Consider the following 17,641-nt stretch of genomic DNA (forward strand, 5'->3'; position numbering starts at 1 on the left):
GAAGTCTATTCCATGAACCGTCAAAAGCCCGAAAGCTCTCTCAGATCCGCGCAACATCCGCCGCCCACGTTTCTCTTTCTCATCTTCAATTGTCAAAAAACCGACACAACCCATCAGGTCCGTCACATCCGCAAATCGCCCGCCTTCCGGCAAAACAATCGCAAAACTCTACCACACGAAGCCATCAAGCCATCCGCCCTAGACCCCCAAACACACTCAAAGCTTCAAGAAACTTCAGAGCGAGTTCGTCGGTCGCCAGCAGCGCCGCCGCCCTCGTTGGTGTGCGGTTTATAGATCCGCGGGAGAGCGTTCGTCAACCGTCGTGTTTCAAAAAAATGACATTTCTTTTATGCCATTGAAATTTATCGATATTATTGGATGGATACCCTCGCGACGGTGATGTGGCGTCGAACGCGGTCATCTCCCAACAGGAGAATCGGCTTTTCAGGCAGTCGGGGCGCATCTTGGACCAGTGCCGGCTGAGGGCGTTTGGATTGCCCTTGCGGTGTCGTGCACTTTGCCGCAGCTCCCTATAGGATGACGGCATGACATCCCCTGTTTTTGCCTCTCTTCCCGACCTTCCCGTCAAAGCGGTCCTGCACGAGATCGGTGCTGCCCTCTCGAGCCATGGCATGGCCGTGCTTTCGGCACCGCCAGGTGCCGGCAAGACGACGCTCGTGCCGCCGTTTCTGCTCGATGCGGACTGGAGAGGCGACGGGCGGATTCTTCTTCTCGAGCCGAGACGTCTTGCCGCCAGGGCAGCGGCCGGGCGGATCGCGTCGCTTCTCGGCGAGGAGATCGGCGAACGGGCCGGCTATCGCATGCGGCTCGACAGCCGGATCTCGGCCGCCACGCGGATCGAGGTGGTGACGGAAGGCGTATTTGCCCGCATGGTGCTCGACGATCCCGAGCTTCGAGGCGTTGCCTGCGTTCTCTTCGACGAGTTCCATGAGCGGTCGCTCGATGCCGATGTGGGGCTGGCGCTGGCGCTCGATGTGCGTGCCGCCTTGCGCGAGGATCTGCGCATTCTCGTGATGTCGGCAACGCTCGACGTGGAGCGGGTGGCCGCGCTGCTCGGTCATCCCCCCGTCATCGAAAGCCATGGCCGGACCTTCCCGATCGACATCCGGCACGGCGACCGGTTGCCGAACGAGCGGATCGAGGATGCCATGGCGCGGGCGATCATCGCGGCACATCGCGGCGAGGAGGGCTCGATTCTTGCCTTTCTGCCCGGTCAGGCGGAGATCAAGCGAACGATCGAGCGGCTGGAGGGGCGCCTTCCCCCAACGACCGATCTCATCGGTCTTTATGGGACGCTGAGCCAGGCCGAACAGGATCGCGCGATCCGGCCCGTTGCAAGCGGGCAGCGCAAGGTGGTTCTGGCGACGTCGATCGCGGAGACCTCGATCACCATCGATGGCGTGCGGATCGTCGTCGATAGCGGCCTTCAGCGCCTGCCGGCCTATGAAGCTGCGACCGGCATCACGCGACTGGAAACGGTGCGCGTGTCCAAGGCTTCGGCCGACCAGCGGGCCGGTCGGGCCGGGCGAACCGAGCCCGGGATCGCCATCCGGCTCTGGCACCCGGGCCAGACGGCGGCGCTGCCCGCCTTCACGCCGCCGCAGATTCTCGCGAGCGATCTCTCCGGGCTCGTACTCGATCTGGCGCATTGGGGGGTGACCGACCCGTCGTCGATGGCGTTTCTCGATGCGCCGCCGGTACCGGCCTGGCGCGAGGCACGGGCCCTGCTTGCCGCTCTCGGCGCCGTGGATGCGGAGGGCCGGCTGACGGCAGCGGGACGGCGCATTCGCGAGCTTGCCTTGCCGCCGCGGCTCGCAGCCATGGCCGTGGGGGCGGCGACGGAGGGGGATGGCATGGCGGCCTGCGAGATTGCCGTGCTTCTGACGGAGCAGGGTCTCGGCGGACCGTCGGTCGATCTGGAAGATCGGCTGCGGCAGTTTCGCAGCGACCGGAGCCCGCGAGGCGACGCGGCGCGCGGGCTTGCGCGGCGCATGGCATCCGAGCTTGGCGTCCGGCGCCAGGGCACGGCAGGACCGGTGCTGGCCGGCGCCCTGCTGATCCGCGCCTTTCCCGACCGGATCGCCCTGCAGCGGGGCGGACGGGGGCGGTTCGTGATGGCGAACGGGCGCGGCGCGGAGCTTGCCGAGACGGAACGCCTGGCGGGCGCCAACATGCTCGTCATCGCCGATGTGACCGGGTCGGCCGGACGACACCGGATCCTTTCGGCCGCAGACATCCGGCTCGAGGATGTCGAGGCGCATTTGCCATCCGCGATCACGACCGGGACCGAGACCTTCTTCGACCGCCAGAGCCGGCAGGTTCGGGCGCGGCGCGTGACGCGGATCGGTGCGATCGTGCTCGAGGAGACGCCGATGGCGCGGCCGACCGGCGCGGACGCGGCACAGGCCCTGGCCGACGGGGTGCGGATGCTGGGTCTGACTGTGCTGCCGTTTTCCAAGGAAGGGCGCCAGCTTCGCGACCGGATGGGTTTCCTGCACCGAACGCTGGGAGACCCCTGGCCGGACGTTTCCGAGACGGCGCTTCTCGCCGGTCTCGACGCCTGGTTCGCGCCCTTCCAGACGGAGGCGCGGGGCCTGGACGAGATCGAGCCGGGCAGCCTGACGCAGGGGCTGATGTCCCTCGTTCCCGCCGGAACGCGGGATCTCGCGGCACTCGTGCCGACGCATTTCCAGGCGCCCACCGGCAACCGTCATCCCATTCGCTATGACGGCGACGAGCCGGTGCTGTCGATCCGGGTGCAGGAGCTGTTCGGACTGACCGTGCATCCGGCGATCGGCGGGGGGCGTATACCGCTGTTGCTCGAACTCGTATCGCCGGGGCAGCGGCCGATCCAGACGACACGCGACCTGCCGGGGTTCTGGGCGGGATCGTGGAGGGAGGTGCGCGCGGACATGCGCGGGCGCTATCCGAGGCACTCGTGGCCGGAAGACCCGGCACAGGCGGCGCCCACGGCCCGCGCGAAACCAAGGGGAACGTGAATGGCACATCAGGACACGGCCCTGGAGACCGCGGCCACCGGATCGCGCGAGCCGGACGACCCGACCGCCAGCCGCTCGCTGCGGCTGCAGACCATCGTGCGGCTGCGCTGGCTGGCGGTGGCCGGTCAGTCGATCGCGATCATCATTGTGGCGCTGTGGCTTCGGTTCCCGATGCCGCTGATCGCCTGCTTCCTGCTGATCGCGCTTCTCGCCGTCGTCAACATCTACCTGACGCTGCGCTATCCCCCCGCCCACCGGCTGCATCCGGTCGCCGCCTTCACGCTTCTCGGTATCGATCTCGCGCAGCTGACGGCGCTTCTCTACATGACCGGGGGCATCGCCAATCCGTTCGCGCCGCTGGTGTCGGTTCCCGTCATCATCTCCTCGGCCTCGCAGCCGAAATGGTACAGCGTCGCACTTGCGCTTCTGGCCGTGGCCGGGGTGACGGCGCTCGCCTTCTCGCCCTATCCCCTGCCCTGGTACGATGGCGCTGTGCTCGTGGTACCGCCGGCGCTGATGGTCGGCTTCTGGTTTGCCATCGTTTCCACCACGGCCTTTGCCGCCTTCTACATCTATCGCGTATCGCTGGAGGCGAGCGAGCTGGCCGAGGCGCTGGCCGCGACCGAACTGGTGCTGCAGCGCGAGCAGCATCTGTCGCAGCTCGACGGGCTGGCGGCGGCGGCCGCGCACGAGCTCGGCACGCCGCTCGCGACGATCAGCGTGGTCGCGAAGGAGATGGAGCGCGAGCTCGGCGGCGATCCAAAATATGGCGAGGACGTCCAGCTTCTGCGCAGCCAGAGCGAACGATGCCGCGACATCCTGCGCCGGTTGACGACGCTCTCGTCCCATGACGAGGCGCATATGCGCTATCTGCCGCTCTCCTCCATGATCGAGGAGGTGCTGGCGCCGCATCGGGAATTCGATATCGAGATCACGCTGGTCGAGGCGTCCGGCCGCAAGGGCGAACCGGTCGGCACGCGCAATGCCGGCATTCTCTACGGGCTCGGCAATCTGGTCGAGAACGCCGTCGATTATGCGAAGACCGAGGTCGTCGTCAGCGTGCGCCATTCGGCGGACCGCGTCTCGGTGACCATCGCGGACGACGGCGACGGCTACGCGCCCGATATTCTCAGCCGGATCGGCGAACCCTATGTGACGCGACGGCAGCGGGACGATACCGCAGGCGGGCTCGGGCTCGGGCTGTTCATCGCCAAGACGCTGCTCGAGCGGTCCGGCGCGACGCTGGCCTTCGAAAACGGGGGCGCGGAGAAGCCCGGCGCGCGCGTCAGCGTCGAATGGCCGCGGCATCTGATGGACACCAAGCCGGCGAAATGAGGGGGTTGCGCCTTTCCCGCAGGATCGCCCACCCTTATCTAAGCCGTATAATCCATGGGAAGGATCGCGCCATGAGCGAAAAAGCCGATGCCGGAGCGGCCGGCGAGACTGTCGAGACTGCGTCGAACGCGGCGATCGGGCGCGATCCGTCGCTGCTGATCGTCGATGACGACGGGCCGTTCGTGCGCCGGCTGGCGCGGGCGATGGAACAGCGCGGCTTCACGGTCGAGATCGCCGAATCGGTGGCGGACGGCATCGCCCAGGCAAAGCGGCATCCGCCGAAATACGCGGTGGTCGATCTCCGGCTCGGCGATGGCAGCGGGCTCGATGTGATCGAGGCAATCCGCGGCTGCCGGGACGACACGCGCATCATCATGCTGACCGGTTACGGCAATATCGCGACGGCGGTGAACGCCGTGAAGCTCGGGGCGGTGGACTATCTGTCGAAACCCGCGGATGCCGACGAGGTCTACAACGCCCTCGTCCAGAGCGACGGCGACAAGGCGGAGCTGCCGGAAAACCCGATGTCGGCCGACCGCGTGCGCTGGGAGCATATCCAGCGGGTGTTCGAGATCTGCGAGCGCAACGTGTCGGAGACGGCACGCCGGCTGAACATGCACCGGCGGACGCTGCAGCGGATTCTCGCCAAGCGGGCGCCGAAGTAAGCGTTCAGGCATCGCTATCCTGCGCACCGGACATGATGTCCTGCAGCGGCGAGGCCTCGCTGGTGCCGCCGACACACCATTCCGCGAGCATCAGCCGCTGGGCGGCCGCACGGGCGAAGTTCAGCGTGACCGATTTGCGCTGCGGGGCCGAGAGGCGATGCTCCGGCGCATCGCGAATCATGTCGGCGCCGTAGCCGTCGGAGAGAAACAGGCCGCAATCCCTAGGGAAGATGTCGAGCGGCACCTCCGCATGGGTGGCGAAGAACAGCCGGTCGCAATGCAGCCGGTAGTCCGGCCATTTCCGGTCCACCTTGAAATCCTCGATCGACGTCTTGATCTCGACGATCCAGATCTCGCCCTTGGGCGAGATCGAGGCGAGATCGGCCCGGCGGCCGCCCGAAAGCGTCAGTTCGGGCATCACGGCATGACGCAGATCGTAGAGATAGCGTTGCAGGCCGCGACGGACGAGCATCGCGCGACGGGACTGCCGTCCGTCGATGAGCGGGGTGGTGGCGTGGAGCGAGACGATCGGCATGGCATCTTCCTGTCTGGCATGCGCTTCAAATGCCTGACATGGCGGTCTTTGTTGCAAAAAAACCATCCATGACGAATTTGAATCAGCAGAGCTTCATGCTGCAGCGCATTCCCTTGCAAGGACCCGGCGAATGGAAAATAAGCGTAGTGGCTGATGGTCGAACCACTCGAGCCGTCCTTCGCTTCCTTTTAAGAGATTCTCATGCGCACCCGCAACGCATTCTTCCTGTGCAGCCTTCTGGCAAGCGTCGCTCTGGCCGGTTGCTCCACGGCGCCCGTCACCGCGTCCAACACGCCGATCCAGCATGTCGCGACCAACCAGATCTTCTCGGACGGCTACGGCCCGGTCGAAGATCATGGCTATGCGCTCCCGGCGATCCCGATCAACCGCGTCGATCCGCGCTTCCATCGCCAGATCGTCGATTACGCGACGAACGAGCCGGTCGGCACGATCGTGGTCAACACGCCGAACCGCTTCCTCTATTACGTGCTGCCCGGCGGCAAGGCGGTTCGCTACGGGATCGGCGTCGGCAAGCAGGGCTTTGCCTGGCAGGGCCGCGCCTATGTCGCGTGGAAGCAGGAATGGCCGACATGGCATCCGCCGAAGGAGATGGCGCAGCGTCGTCCCGACGTCGCGCAGTATGTCGAAGCCGGCATGGGCCCGGGCCTGCGCAACCCGCTCGGCGCGCGCGCACTCTATCTCTTCAACGATGAAGGCAAGGACACGCTGTTCCGCCTGCACGGAACACCGGAGTGGAACTCGATCGGCACGGCCGCGTCTTCGGGCTGCATCCGCCTGATGAACCAGGACATCATCGATCTCTATTCCCGCGTTCGCCCCGGCAAGAGCACGCTGGTCGTCGTCCAGCAGTAATCGAACCGCTCCGAGCGTCATCGCCCTTCGCAAGAAACCCGGATCGCTCCGGGTTTTTTTATGGGCTTCTCCTGCTGTCATTTACGATGGCCGGGCAGGCATCGCTATCGCGTTGCCGCTTTCAGCTCGATGCGGCGGCGATGGAGGACCGGCTCGGTGTAGCCGTTCGGCTGTTCACGTCCCTTGAAAACGAGGTCGAGCGCCGCCTGGAAGGCGACAGAGCCGTCGAAATCCGTCGCCATCGGGCGGTAGGCTGCATCGCTGGCATTCTGCCGATCGACGATGCCGGCCATGCGCTTCAGGGTCTCGGTTACCTGATCGGCCGAGACGACGCCGTGATGCAGCCAGTTCGCCATGTGCTGGGCGGAGATGCGCAGGGTGGCGCGATCCTCCATCAGGCCGATATTGTTGATGTCGGGCACCTTGGAGCAGCCGACGCCCTGATCGATCCAGCGCACGACATAGCCGAGAATGCCCTGCGCATTGTTGTCGAGTTCGCGCTGAATTTCTTCCGGCGTCCAGTTCGGGCGGGTGGCGACGGGAATGGACAGGATGTCGTCGAGCTTGGCACGCGGGCGCGTCTTCAGGCTCTTCTGAACCTCTGCGACATCGACTGTGTGATAATGCGTCGCGTGAAGCGTCGCCGCCGTCGGCGAGGGAACCCAGGCGGTGTTGGCGCCGGCCTTGGGATGGGCGATCTTCTGCTCCAGCATGGCGGCCATCAGGTCCGGCATGGCCCACATGCCCTTGCCGATCTGGGCATGGCCGGCCAGACCGCAGGCGAGGCCGATGTCGACGTTCCAGTTTTCGTAAGCCGCGATCCAGGCCGCCTGCTTCATATCGCCCTTGCGGATCATCGGGCCGGCTTCCATGGAGGTATGGATCTCGTCGCCCGTGCGGTCGAGGAAGCCGGTATTGATGAATACGACGCGCTCGCGCGCGGCACGGATGCAGGCCTTGAGGTTGACCGTCGTGCGGCGCTCCTCGTCCATGATGCCCATCTTGATCGTGTTCGGCGCCATGCCCAGCGCCTGCTCGACGCGGGTGAAGATTTCGCAGGCGAAGGCGACTTCGTCGGGACCGTGCATCTTCGGCTTGACGACATACATCGAGCCTTCGCGCGAGTTCATGCGGCGGCCGGACGGGCCGATGTCCCGGAGCGCGATCAGCGCCGTGATCACCGCATCCATGATGCCTTCTGGGACCTCATTGCCGTCCCGGTCGAGGATCGCCGGATTGGTCATGAGGTGGCCGACATTGCGCACGAGCATCAGCGCCCGGCCCTTCAGCGTGGTGCCGCTGCCATCCGGCGCGGTCAAGGTCACGTCCGGATTGAGCCTGCGGGTAAAGCTGCGGCCGCCCTTGGCGACCTCTTCGGCAAGCGTGCCGTCCATCAGGCCGAGCCAGTTGCGATAGATCAGCGTCTTGTCGGCGGCATCGACGGCGGCGACCGAATCCTCGCAGTCCATGATCGCGGTGATGGCGGATTCGAGCACGACGTCGGAAATATGCGCCGGATCGCCGGCACCGATCGCGGTCGTGGCGTCGATGACGATCTCGACATGCAGCGCGTTGCGCTTGAGGACGATCGCGGCGGGCGCCGCGGCGTCGCCCTTGAAGCCTGAAAACTGCGCCGGGTCCTTCAGCGACAGCGACCCGTCGTTGAGGACCAGCCGGCCGTCGGCGACCGAGATCGAGCGCAGATCGGTCCAGCTGGCACCCTCCAGCGGCGCGCTCGAATCGAGGAAATTGCGCGCCCAGGCGATGACCTTGCTGCCGCGGGCGGGGTTGTAACCCTTGCCCCTCTCTGCGCCGCCCTCGTCGGAAATCGCATCCGTGCCGTAGAGCGCGTCATACAGCGAGCCCCAGCGCGCGTTGGCAGCGTTCAGCGCGTAACGCGCATTCATCACGGGAACGACGAGCTGCGGCCCGGCGATCGCGGCGATCTCGGGATCGACGTGATCGGTGGAAACGGTGAAATCCGGCCCTTCGGGCAGGAGGTAGCCGATGTCGGTCAGGAAATCGGTATAGGCCTTGAGATCGACGGGAACGCCGTTTTCCCGGTACCAGGCATCGATTTTTTCCTGCAACGCATCGCGAACCTGCAGCAGGGCGCGGTTCTTCGGGGCGAGATCATGGACGATCGCGGAGAAGCTTTCGAAGAAGCGATCGGCCTCGATTCCCGTACCCGGCAGGGCCTCGTTGACGATGAAGGCGTGAAGGCCCTGTTCGATCTGCAAACCCTGTGTCTCGATGCGGCTCATGAGGTCTCCTCGCTCTTTCCCCGTTGCGTGCATTGCAATGTCCTCACGAACGCCGTGAAGTCAACGTTTTCCGATCGTGAAGGAAACCGCAGCGTGTCTTTTATCGACGCGTGACCCGCATCGGGATACCGCCCTGGGGCTGCGTCGTCAGCCGTTGCACGGGCCAGGGCCGCGTCTGCGGCGTCACGTCGAAGCGATAGGTCTTCATCAGCACGCCGAGCGCGATCACCGCCTCCTGCAGCGCAAAGGTGGCGCCGATGCAGACGCGCGGGCCGGCGCCGAACGGCAGATACTGAAAGCGGTGCAGGCTCTCGCGATTTCCGGGCATGAAGCGCTGCGGCATGAAGGCACGCGGCCGTTCCCAGTAGAGCGTATGGCGGTGCAGGGTCCAGGGCATGACGAGGACCGAAACGCCCTTGGCGATATCGATGCGCTCGCCGGTCGGCGACGTCCAGCTGTCGGCCTCGATCGCCGCGCGGTTGATCGACGGCGCCGGGGGATAGAGCCGCATGGATTCCTCGAAGGCGGCGCGGACATGCGGCATATTCTCCAGCCAGTCGACCGGATCGGTGCCGTTCGCGATGACGCGGTCGATCTCCGCCTCCATCAGCGCGCGGAAGTCCGGCGCATGGGCGATGCAGTAGAACGTCCAGCCGAGCGCCCGGGCCGTGGTCTCGTGGCCGGCGCCGATGAAGGTCAGGATGTTGTCGGCGATCTCGTCGGCATGCAGCCCGTCCGGCCCTTCCCGCTCCAGAAGCAGCGTCAGGAAATCCTGCGGCACCGTGTCGGGATGGGCGCGCATTTGCCGGCGGCGCTCGTCCATGGTGGCCGCCACGACCGTGCCGAAGCGGCGCATCAGCTTGCCGCTGCCCCAGCGCGTGACGCGCGGAACCCAGGAGGGTGCGAGCAGCATATCCATCGGATCGACCCGGCCCATGCTGCCGAGCAGCGTCTCGACATCCCGGGTAAAGCTTTCGGTTTCCGCGGCGATCTGCCCGGAAAACAGGGTTTCCGCCAGGATATCGTAGGTCAGCTCGGTCATGTCGGTGGCGATATCGACGGGGGCGCCGGCATCGACGACGCCATCGTAACGGCTGGCATAGTGCTCGCAGGTCGAGAGCATCTTGTCGGCAAAACCCTTGGCATGGCGCGGCGTGAACACCGGCGCCACCGCCTTGCGGGTGCGCTTCCAAGTCGGACCCTCGGCCGTCAGCAGGCCATCGCGCAGGATCGGCCGCAGCACGAGCCGGCGAACCTCCGACATCTCGTAATTCGCGACGTTCTCGACGAGGATGTAGCGGATCAGGCCGGGATCGTTGACGATCAGGGTCTGCTGGTTGACGAACCGCGTCTCGATCCAGGGCAGCGTATAGGACTGCTCGCTCCAGAGTTCGAGCGGGTTTCGCAGCACCGTCCGGAGAACCTCGAACTTGGAGAGCTCCTGCGTGCGCGGAACGGGGGCCGGCGGCTCGAAGGGTCTTGAGATCATATCCATGGGCAGTTCTGGCCTTTGACGGTTGGGACCGGCCGGACGTGGTTCAGAGAAGCGCCTTCAGTTCCGACAGCTTCTCGTTCACCAGCCAGCCGTAATAATTTTCCTCCGGCCACTCTCCGGCGCCGGACCGGTTCTTCGCCGCAAGGGCGGCCGCGCGCTGGTCGGGATTGCCGATATTGTAAAGCGTTGCGGTAATGCCGGGATTGTCGGAGATGTCGATGTCGGCCACCGAGCGGTAGACGTCGATGGAGTGGCGGATGACGGCGGCCATGTAGGCGAGCGACTGGTCGGGATCCATGATCGCCTTGTAGACATCGGCCGCGCTGTTCTCGTCCAGCGCCTCGTAGCCGGACACGCGCGCCACGGTGTCGGTCATCATCAGGGCCGTCAGCGGATTGATCTGGCCGAGGCCGAAGGTCTGGCCGGCATAGAAGGGCTGGAAGAAGACGGCGGAGAAGCGATTGTTCGGGAAGGACGTGCCTCCGACCGTTTCGCCGCGGAACACCTTGTCCCAGACGCCTTCGCGGCAGCTCCACAGGGCATAGGAGCCCTTTTTGCCGGCGCAGACGGAGAATTGCGAGCGATCGACGAAATCGGCGATCGATTCGCCGTCATAGGCGAAGCGGAAACTGTTGCCGGCATAGGCGGCGGCCTTGACGTAGTAGGACTGCAGCCGGTCGTAGGCATCGACGTTATAGGTATGCTCGCCGACGATGGCGCCGACCATGTGGATCGGGTCGATGCCGTAGGCGCGCGCGGTGGACTTGATCTTGCCCATCAGCTTGCTGTCGGTCGCGAGCAGCTGCCGCACCTTCTCGTACTTGGCGTCGAAGCTCGATTTTCCGGCCTTCGTGCGGCGGACCGATGCGCCGGGCACCGATGGCTGCTCGGCATTGCGGTTGCCCTCCGGCATCACGCGTATCTCCGCTCTGGCCGGTGCGCCCCAAACAAGCAGGGCGGTGATAAGGGCGAGAGCGGGAACGAGTTTGCGCAAGGCTTCAGTCTCCAGAGGGTGCGGCGGTTCGCTTAGGTGATGCGGCGTAAAGGTGTCGGAATCATGCCATCCGTCATTCCTCTGCCATTCCGTCTGTCCCCGCAACAGCTTCCTCCACGCCTTTGAAGCGACGCGGAGGACGCCGTAGATCGGTTCGTCAGAGGATGTAACGCGACAGATCGGTGTTGGCCGCGAGGTCGCCGACATGCTTGCGCACATATTCGGCATCGATGTTCAGTTCCTCGCCCGACTTGTCGGGAGCCGCAAACGAGATCTCGTCGAGCACGCGTTCCATGACCGTCTGCAGGCGGCGCGCGCCGATGTTTTCGACGCTGGAGTTCAAGTGCACCGCGACATCGGCCAGCGCATCGAGCGCATCGTCGGAAAAGTCGAGCGTCACGCCTTCGGTTTCCAGCAACGCCTTGTACTGACGGATGAGGCTTGCCTCGGTTTCCGTCAGGATGCGGCGGAAGTCTTCCTTGGTCAGCGCCTTCAGCTCGACGCGGATGGGCAGGCGGCCCTGAAGTTCAGGCAGGAGATCCGACGGCTTCGAGACATGGAAGGCGCCGGACGCGATGAAGAGGATATGGTCGGTCTTCACAGGCCCGTATTTCGTCGCAACCGTCGTGCCTTCGACCAGCGGCAGCAGATCCCGCTGCACGCCTTCGCGCGACACACCGGCCCCCATGCCGCCGTCGCGGGCGGCAATCTTGTCGATCTCGTCCAGGAACACGATGCCGTCATTCTCGGCCGAGCGCACGGCCTCCCGCTGGATCTGCTCGTTGTCGAGCAGCTTGTCGGACTCGTCGTCGATCAGCAGCGCGTAGGATTGCTTGACCGTCGTGCGCACCTTCTTGGTGCGCGCGCCCATCGCCTTGCCGAACATGTCGGAGAGGTTGAGCACGCCGATATTGGCGCCCGGCATGCCGGGGATTTCGAAGCCGCCGCCAGGGCTCGCCGTATCCGCGACCTCAATGTCGATCTCCTTGTCGTCCAGCTCGTTGTCGCGCAGCTTGCGGCGGAAGCTGTCGCGGGTTGCAGGCGAGGCGGTGCTGCCGACCAGCGCGTCGAGCACGCGTTCCTCGGCATTCTGGTGTGCCTTCGCCTTCACCTCGCCGCGCTTCTTCTCGCGCACGAGGCCGATGCCGACTTCGACGAGATCGCGGATGATCTGTTCGACATCGCGGCCGACATAGCCGACCTCGGTGAACTTGGTCGCCTCGACCTTGATGAAGGGAGCGCCCGCGAGCTTGGCAAGGCGACGCGAAATTTCCGTCTTGCCGACGCCGGTCGGCCCGATCATCAGGATGTTCTTCGGCATCACCTCGTCGCGCAGCTCGTCGGGCAGCTGCTGGCGGCGCCAGCGGTTGCGCAGCGCAATGGCGACGGCGCGTTTCGCATCGTGCTGGCCGATGATGTAGCGATCGAGTTCGGAAACGATCTCTCGGGGGGAAAAGGTGGTCATGGTATGTCCGTTTCTTCAATCTGGGCATCCAGCGCCATGAGATGGGCCGGACCGTAAAGGCTGTGACGCTGGTCGACGAAGCGGAATCCGGCTTTCTCATAGGCCCGGATCGCGCGGGAATTCTCGGGGTGCGGGTCGATGACGATCCGCCTCGTGCCCTCGGCGAACAGCCGGGCGGCAAGGCTTGCGACGATCCTGCCGCCATGCCCCTTGCCGGTTTCCCCGGGCGGGCCGATGGCCATATCGACGCCGAGCGTTCCCGCCGGCTGGTCGCGATAGGGATGGTTCGCCTCCCCATGTGGATCGTAGGTCTGGAGATAGGCGATCGGCCGTCCCTCCCATTCCACCAACATCGGCTGCGCTTCCCCCGTCTTCATCGCCTGCGCGATGGCCTCGAGCTCGACCTCCGCCGCATCCCACCATCGTGCGACATGGGGCTCGGCGAGCCATTGCGCCAGACGTGGAAAATCCTCGTGGCGCAGGGCGCGAAAGACGTAAGGGCTACCCGGCTCAGGCGGCATCCAGCGTCTCGACGACGATGTTGCCGTTGGTATAGACGCAGATATCCCCGGCGATCTCCATGGCGCGGCGGGCGATCTCCTCGGCCGTCCGGTCCGAATCCATCAGCGCCCGGGCCGCGGCATAGGCGTAGTTGCCCCCCGAACCGATGGCGATGGTGCCGTGTTCCGGCTCCAGCACGTCGCCATTGCCGGTAATCGCCAAGGTGATCGTCTTGTCGGCGACCAGCATCATGGCTTCCAGATTGCGCAGATACTTGTTGGTCCGCCAGTCCTTGGCGAGCTCGACGGCGGCGCGCATCAGCTGGTCGGGATATTGCTCGAGCTTGGCTTCGAGCCGCTCCAGCAGGGTGAACGCGTCGGCCGTGGCGCCGGCGAAGCCCGCGATGACCTGGCCCTTGCCGAGCCGGCGCACCTTGCGGGCATTGCCCTTCATCACCGTCTGGCCGAGGCTGACCTGGCCGTCGCCGGCCATGACGACCTGGCCGCCCTTGCGCACGGTGATGATCGTGGTCGCATGCATGGTTCCGTAGGGGTTGTGTTCGCTCATGAAAGTCCTGTTGCTTTCCGCTCCCGGCTCTGTCCCCGGGGCGTTCGAATGCGTGATGTCGCGATCTATGTAAGAATGGCTGCAGCGATTGCAAAGGGTGCCGCACGGGGTGGGCGCGTGCCGCGCGGAGGACGATCGCGCCCGGACAATCGAAGCTGGATATTTCCCGGCCGGCCTGTTATCAGGCGACGTTCACAGACCGGAGTTCCCGATGGCAGAGGCAGAAGGCCGCAGCGGCAGCATATCCCGCAAGACCAACGAGACGTCCGTCTCCGTGTCCGTCGCGATCGACGGCACCGGGGCCTCGACCATCTCGACGGGCGTCGGCTTCTTCGACCATATGCTCGACCAGCTGTCGCGCCACTCCCTGATCGACATGACGATCGAGGCGAAGGGCGATCTGCATGTGGACGATCACCACACGGTCGAGGACACCGGCATCGCCATCGGTCAGGCCATCGCCAAGGCGCTCGGCGACCGGCGCGGCATCACGCGCTATGCCTCAATCGACCTTGCCATGGACGAGACGATGACGCGGGCGGCGGTGGATGTGTCCGGGCGTCCGTTCCTCGTCTGGAACGTCGCCTTCTCCTCGCCGAAGATCGGCACGTTCGACACGGAGCTGGTGCGGGAGTTCTTCCACGCGCTGGCGCAGAATGCCGGCATCACGCTGCATATCCAGAACCTCTACGGCGCCAACAACCATCATATCGCCGAGACGTGCTTCAAGGCCGTTGCCCGCGTGCTGCGCTCGGCAACCGAGATCGACCCCCGCCAGGCCGGCCGCATCCCTTCCACCAAGGGAACGTTGGCCTAAGCCGGACCTTTTCGCAGCGGACGCTGAGCCGGCGTGGTCTCGGCCACGTCGAGACCCTTCTTCCTTAAAGAGAAGACCCTTCTGTTGAGAGCAGGCTGCCAATGACACCGTTTCTCGTCTATCTCCCGCCCGGGGCGCGGCCCGACAGCGCGGATGCGGTCTTCGTTGCCGATCGCTTCGCCTGGCCTGCCTTCGTCTTTCCCGCCTTCTGGCTTCTCTTCAAGCGCCAGTGGGCCGCCGGCATCGCCGTGTTCATCCTCCAGAGCGCAATGACCGCGGCCGGCGGACTGGCCGGTGCCGCACTTGCCGCCATCCTGATCGAGCTGGCTCTGCGGCTTCTCGTAGCGCTGGAAGGACCGACCTATCTCGCGCATCGGCTGGAGAAGCGCGGGTTTACGCTCGCCGCCGTCCTGCCGGCGCCGGATCTGAAGACGGCCGAGGCGATGTATGGCGCGACGCTCGACGATCTCGCCACCGAGCCCGCCCCGCCCCTGCCGCGCCTCGGGCCCGGCCGCGACGGCGTGAAGACCGTCGACCCTGCCAATCCGGGCTTCGGCCTGTTCGACACCTACGGGAGCCGCTGATGCGCGTTGCGATTATCGATTACGGATCCGGAAACCTTCGCTCCGCCACCAAGGCCTTCGAGCGCGCCGCCCGCGAGGCCGGCATCGATGCGGAGATCGAGCTGACGGACCGAGCGGACCGGGTGGCAAGTGCCGACCGGATCGTGTTGCCGGGTGTCGGCGCCTATGCCGATTGCCGGGCCGGTCTTTCCGCCGTCGATGGCATGAACGAAGCCATTATCGAAAGCGTCGAGAAGGCCGGCAAGCCGTTCCTCGGCATCTGCGTCGGCATGCAGCTGATGGCCTCGCGCGGACTGGAAAAGGCGACGACGCAGGGTTTCGGCTGGATCAAGGGCGACGTTATCGAGATGAAGCCGGCGGATGCCGCGCTGAAGATCCCGCAGATCGGCTGGAACACGCTGACGCTCAACCGGCCGCACGCGCTGTTCGACGGTATTCCGACCGGGCCGGATGGATTGCATGCTTATTTCGTGCATTCCTACCACCTTGCGGCTGAGAACCCGGATGACCTCGTCGCGACCACGACCTATGGCGAAGCGGTGACCGCCTTCGTCGCCCACGAGAACAAAGCGGGCGCTCAGTTCCATCCGGAAAAGAGCCAGACGCTCGGCCTTGCCCTTTTGACCAATTTCCTGCGCTGGAAGCCCTGACATGATCCTTTTTCCCGCGATCGACCTTAAAGACGGTGCCTGCGTGCGCCTGAAGCTCGGCGATATGGCAGAGGCCACCGTCTACAATCCGGATCCCGGCGCCCAGGCGAAAGCCTTTCAGGATCAAGGCTTCGAATGGCTGCACGTGGTCGATCTTAACGGCGCCTTTGCCGGCGAGACGGTGAACGGTGCCGCCGTCGAGGCGATCCTCCAGGCGACCACCAATCCGGTCCAGCTTGGCGGTGGCATCCGCACGCTCAGCGATATCGAAAACTGGCTCGCCAAGGGTCTCGCCCGCGTCATCCTCGGCACCGTCGCGGTGCGCGATCCAGCATTGGTCAAGGAAGCCTGCCGGCTGTTTCCGGGCAAGGTCGCCGTCGGGATCGATGCGAAGGGTGGAAAGGTCGCCGTCGAGGGTTGGGCAGAGGCGTCGGAACTCGGCGTCATCGAGCTGGCCCAGCGCTTCGAAGGCGCCGGTGTCGCGGCCATCATCTATACCGACATCGATCGCGACGGCATTCTCGCCGGGATCAACTGGGCTGGCACTCTGGCGCTTGCCGATGCGATCGCCATTCCCGTCATTGCCTCCGGGGGTCTTGCCTCCATGGAAGACATTCATCGCCTCGCCGCACCCGAGATGGCGAAGCTGGAAGGTGCGATTTCCGGACGGGCGCTTTATGACGGTCGGATCGACCCAACGGAGGCGCTTGCCGTGCTCAACCGTGCAAGGGGACGTGCAGCATGACCCTCAAGGCCCGCGTGATCCCCTGCCTCGACGTGAAGGACGGCCGTGTCGTCAAAGGCGTCAGCTTCGTCGATCTGATCGATGCCGGCGACCCGGTCGAATCCGCTAAGGCCTATGACGCGGCCGGTGCCGACGAGCTCTGCTTCCTCGACATCACCGCGTCTTCGGACGGCCGCGACACGATCTTCGACGTGGTCGAGCGCACCGCCGAACATTGCTTCATGCCCTTGACCGTGGGTGGCGGCGTGCGCAGCGTCGGCGATATCCGCCGGCTGCTGCTCGCCGGTGCCGACAAGGTCTCCATCAATTCGGCCGCCGTGCGCGATCCCGATTTCGTGGCGCAGGCGGCCGACAAGTTCGGCAACCAGTGCATCGTCGTCTCGATCGACGCCAAGCGACGGGTGACGCCGGGGGCGGACGACACCAGCGCTTGGGAGATCTTCACCCATGGCGGCCGCACGGCAACCGGCATCGACGCGGTGGACTTCGCCGCGCGCATGGTCGAGCGCGGCGCGGGCGAACTGCTGGTGACATCGATGGATCGCGACGGCAGCAAGATCGGCTACGACCTCGCGCTGACCCGTGCGATTGCCGACCGCGTGTCCGTCCCCGTCATTGCCTCGGGCGGCGTCGGCACGCTCGATCACATGGTGGAGGGCATTCGCGACGGCCATGCGACGGCCGTTCTCGCGGCATCGATCTTCCATTTCGGCACCTACAGCATCGGCGAGGCCAAGCGCTACATGGCCGAGCGCGGCATTCCCATGCGGCTCGATGGCTCCGCGCAGGAGGAAAGCACCTCGTGACCCGGTTTTCGCTTTCCGATCTCGAAGCCATCGTTGCGGAGCGGGCACAGGCCTCGCCCGAGAGCTCATGGACGGCCAAACTCGTCGAGAAGGGGCAGGCGCGGGCTGCCAAGAAGCTCGGCGAGGAAGCCGTGGAAACGGTCATCGCCGCTGTTTCCGGTGACCGTAAGGAGCTCGTTTCCGAGAGTGCGGATCTGCTTTATCATCTGCTGGTGGTATTGAAAATTGCCGACGTTCCGTTACAGGAGGTTCTGGGGGAGCTTGAGGGACGCACTGTCCGGTCAGGCCTTGAGGAGAAGGCGAGCCGAAAGACGTGACCATCGCG

17 protein-coding genes are annotated in these 17,641 nt (G+C 65.2%); 10 read left to right on the forward strand and 7 right to left on the reverse strand.

What is annotated here, in order from left to right; genetic code table 11:
* The first annotated feature begins 545 nt into the window (after positions 1-545).
* The 3 genes from hrpB to LRX75_RS03570 all read left to right on the forward strand — a co-directional run bounded on the left by hrpB (position 546) and on the right by LRX75_RS03570 (position 5,020).
* Positions 546-3,020: an ATP-dependent helicase HrpB gene (hrpB, locus tag LRX75_RS03560; RefSeq protein WP_231812012.1), complete on the forward strand. Its 2,475-nt coding sequence runs from the start codon at positions 546-548 to the stop codon at positions 3,018-3,020.
* Positions 3,021-4,355: an ActS/PrrB/RegB family redox-sensitive histidine kinase gene (locus tag LRX75_RS03565; protein WP_231812014.1), complete on the forward strand. Its 1,335-nt coding sequence runs from the start codon at positions 3,021-3,023 to the stop codon at positions 4,353-4,355. It begins immediately after the preceding gene.
* Positions 4,356-4,426: 71 nt separating this feature from the next.
* Positions 4,427-5,020: an ActR/PrrA/RegA family redox response regulator transcription factor gene (locus LRX75_RS03570; protein ID WP_231812016.1), complete on the forward strand. Its 594-nt coding sequence runs from the start codon at positions 4,427-4,429 to the stop codon at positions 5,018-5,020.
* Between the two features lie 4 nt (positions 5,021-5,024).
* Here LRX75_RS03570 and LRX75_RS03575 read toward each other — a convergent pair whose 3' ends face one another.
* Positions 5,025-5,555, reverse strand: a complete 531-nt coding sequence (locus tag LRX75_RS03575; protein ID WP_231812018.1) for an MmcB family DNA repair protein — start codon at positions 5,553-5,555, stop codon at positions 5,025-5,027.
* A 201-nt stretch (positions 5,556-5,756) separates the two neighbouring features.
* On the opposite strand from LRX75_RS03575, the gene LRX75_RS03580 reads away from it, so the two are divergent.
* Positions 5,757-6,428 carry a L,D-transpeptidase gene (locus tag LRX75_RS03580; RefSeq protein WP_231812020.1) on the forward strand — a complete coding sequence of 224 codons (672 nt, stop codon included), beginning with the start codon at positions 5,757-5,759 and terminating at the stop codon, positions 6,426-6,428.
* A 104-nt stretch (positions 6,429-6,532) separates the two neighbouring features.
* On the opposite strand, the gene LRX75_RS03585 is transcribed toward LRX75_RS03580, so the two are convergent.
* The 6 genes from LRX75_RS03585 to hslV all read right to left on the reverse strand — a co-directional run bounded on the left by LRX75_RS03585 (position 6,533) and on the right by hslV (position 13,714).
* Positions 6,533-8,692, reverse strand: coding sequence for a malate synthase G (locus LRX75_RS03585; RefSeq protein WP_231812022.1), 2,160 nt, complete (start codon positions 8,690-8,692; stop codon positions 6,533-6,535).
* 100 nt (positions 8,693-8,792) lie between these two features.
* Positions 8,793-10,187, reverse strand: coding sequence for a cytochrome P450 (locus tag LRX75_RS03590; protein ID WP_231812024.1), 1,395 nt, complete (start codon positions 10,185-10,187; stop codon positions 8,793-8,795).
* 43 nt (positions 10,188-10,230) lie between these two features.
* Entirely contained in the window at positions 10,231-11,151 is a 921-nt protein-coding gene (locus LRX75_RS03595; protein ID WP_420851149.1) for a DUF1402 family protein, read from the reverse strand.
* Positions 11,152-11,338: 187 nt separating this feature from the next.
* Positions 11,339-12,646 carry an ATP-dependent protease ATPase subunit HslU gene (gene hslU / locus LRX75_RS03600; RefSeq protein ID WP_113149963.1) on the reverse strand — a complete coding sequence of 436 codons (1,308 nt, stop codon included), beginning with the start codon at positions 12,644-12,646 and terminating at the stop codon, positions 11,339-11,341.
* Positions 12,643-13,167 (reverse strand): GNAT family N-acetyltransferase, encoded by a 525-nt coding sequence (locus LRX75_RS03605; protein ID WP_231812028.1) that lies wholly within the window; start codon positions 13,165-13,167, stop codon positions 12,643-12,645. The genes hslU and LRX75_RS03605 overlap by 4 nt, the downstream gene beginning before the upstream one ends.
* On the reverse strand, positions 13,157-13,714 hold the full coding sequence (hslV, locus tag LRX75_RS03610) for an ATP-dependent protease subunit HslV (RefSeq protein WP_113149961.1): 558 nt from the start codon (positions 13,712-13,714) through the stop codon (positions 13,157-13,159). The genes LRX75_RS03605 and hslV overlap by 11 nt, the downstream gene beginning before the upstream one ends.
* Before the next feature lie 211 nt (positions 13,715-13,925).
* On the opposite strand from hslV, the gene hisB reads away from it, so the two are divergent.
* The 6 genes from hisB (at position 13,926) to LRX75_RS03640 (ending at position 17,633) form a co-directional block, all read left to right on the forward strand.
* Positions 13,926-14,531, forward strand: coding sequence for an imidazoleglycerol-phosphate dehydratase HisB (gene hisB, locus LRX75_RS03615; RefSeq protein WP_231812029.1), 606 nt, complete (start codon positions 13,926-13,928; stop codon positions 14,529-14,531).
* A 101-nt stretch (positions 14,532-14,632) separates the two neighbouring features.
* A complete protein-coding gene (locus LRX75_RS03620; protein ID WP_231812031.1) occupies positions 14,633-15,115 on the forward strand; it encodes a DUF2628 domain-containing protein in 483 nt (160 codons plus the stop codon).
* Entirely contained in the window at positions 15,115-15,765 is a 651-nt protein-coding gene (hisH, locus tag LRX75_RS03625; RefSeq protein ID WP_231812033.1) for an imidazole glycerol phosphate synthase subunit HisH, read from the forward strand. Before LRX75_RS03620 ends, hisH begins: the two co-directional genes overlap by 1 nt.
* Position 15,766: 1 nt before the next feature.
* Positions 15,767-16,510: a 1-(5-phosphoribosyl)-5-[(5-phosphoribosylamino)methylideneamino]imidazole-4-carboxamide isomerase gene (hisA, locus tag LRX75_RS03630; RefSeq protein ID WP_231812035.1), complete on the forward strand. Its 744-nt coding sequence runs from the start codon at positions 15,767-15,769 to the stop codon at positions 16,508-16,510.
* Entirely contained in the window at positions 16,507-17,316 is an 810-nt protein-coding gene (gene hisF / locus LRX75_RS03635) for an imidazole glycerol phosphate synthase subunit HisF (protein WP_231812036.1), read from the forward strand. Before hisA ends, hisF begins: the two co-directional genes overlap by 4 nt.
* A complete protein-coding gene (locus LRX75_RS03640; RefSeq protein WP_231812037.1) occupies positions 17,313-17,633 on the forward strand; it encodes a phosphoribosyl-ATP diphosphatase in 321 nt (106 codons plus the stop codon). The genes hisF and LRX75_RS03640 overlap by 4 nt, the downstream gene beginning before the upstream one ends.
* Positions 17,634-17,641 lie beyond the last annotated feature (8 nt).

Source organism: Rhizobium quercicola, from assembly GCF_021168455.1.
GTDB lineage: Bacteria > Pseudomonadota > Alphaproteobacteria > Rhizobiales > Rhizobiaceae > Ferranicluibacter > Ferranicluibacter quercicola.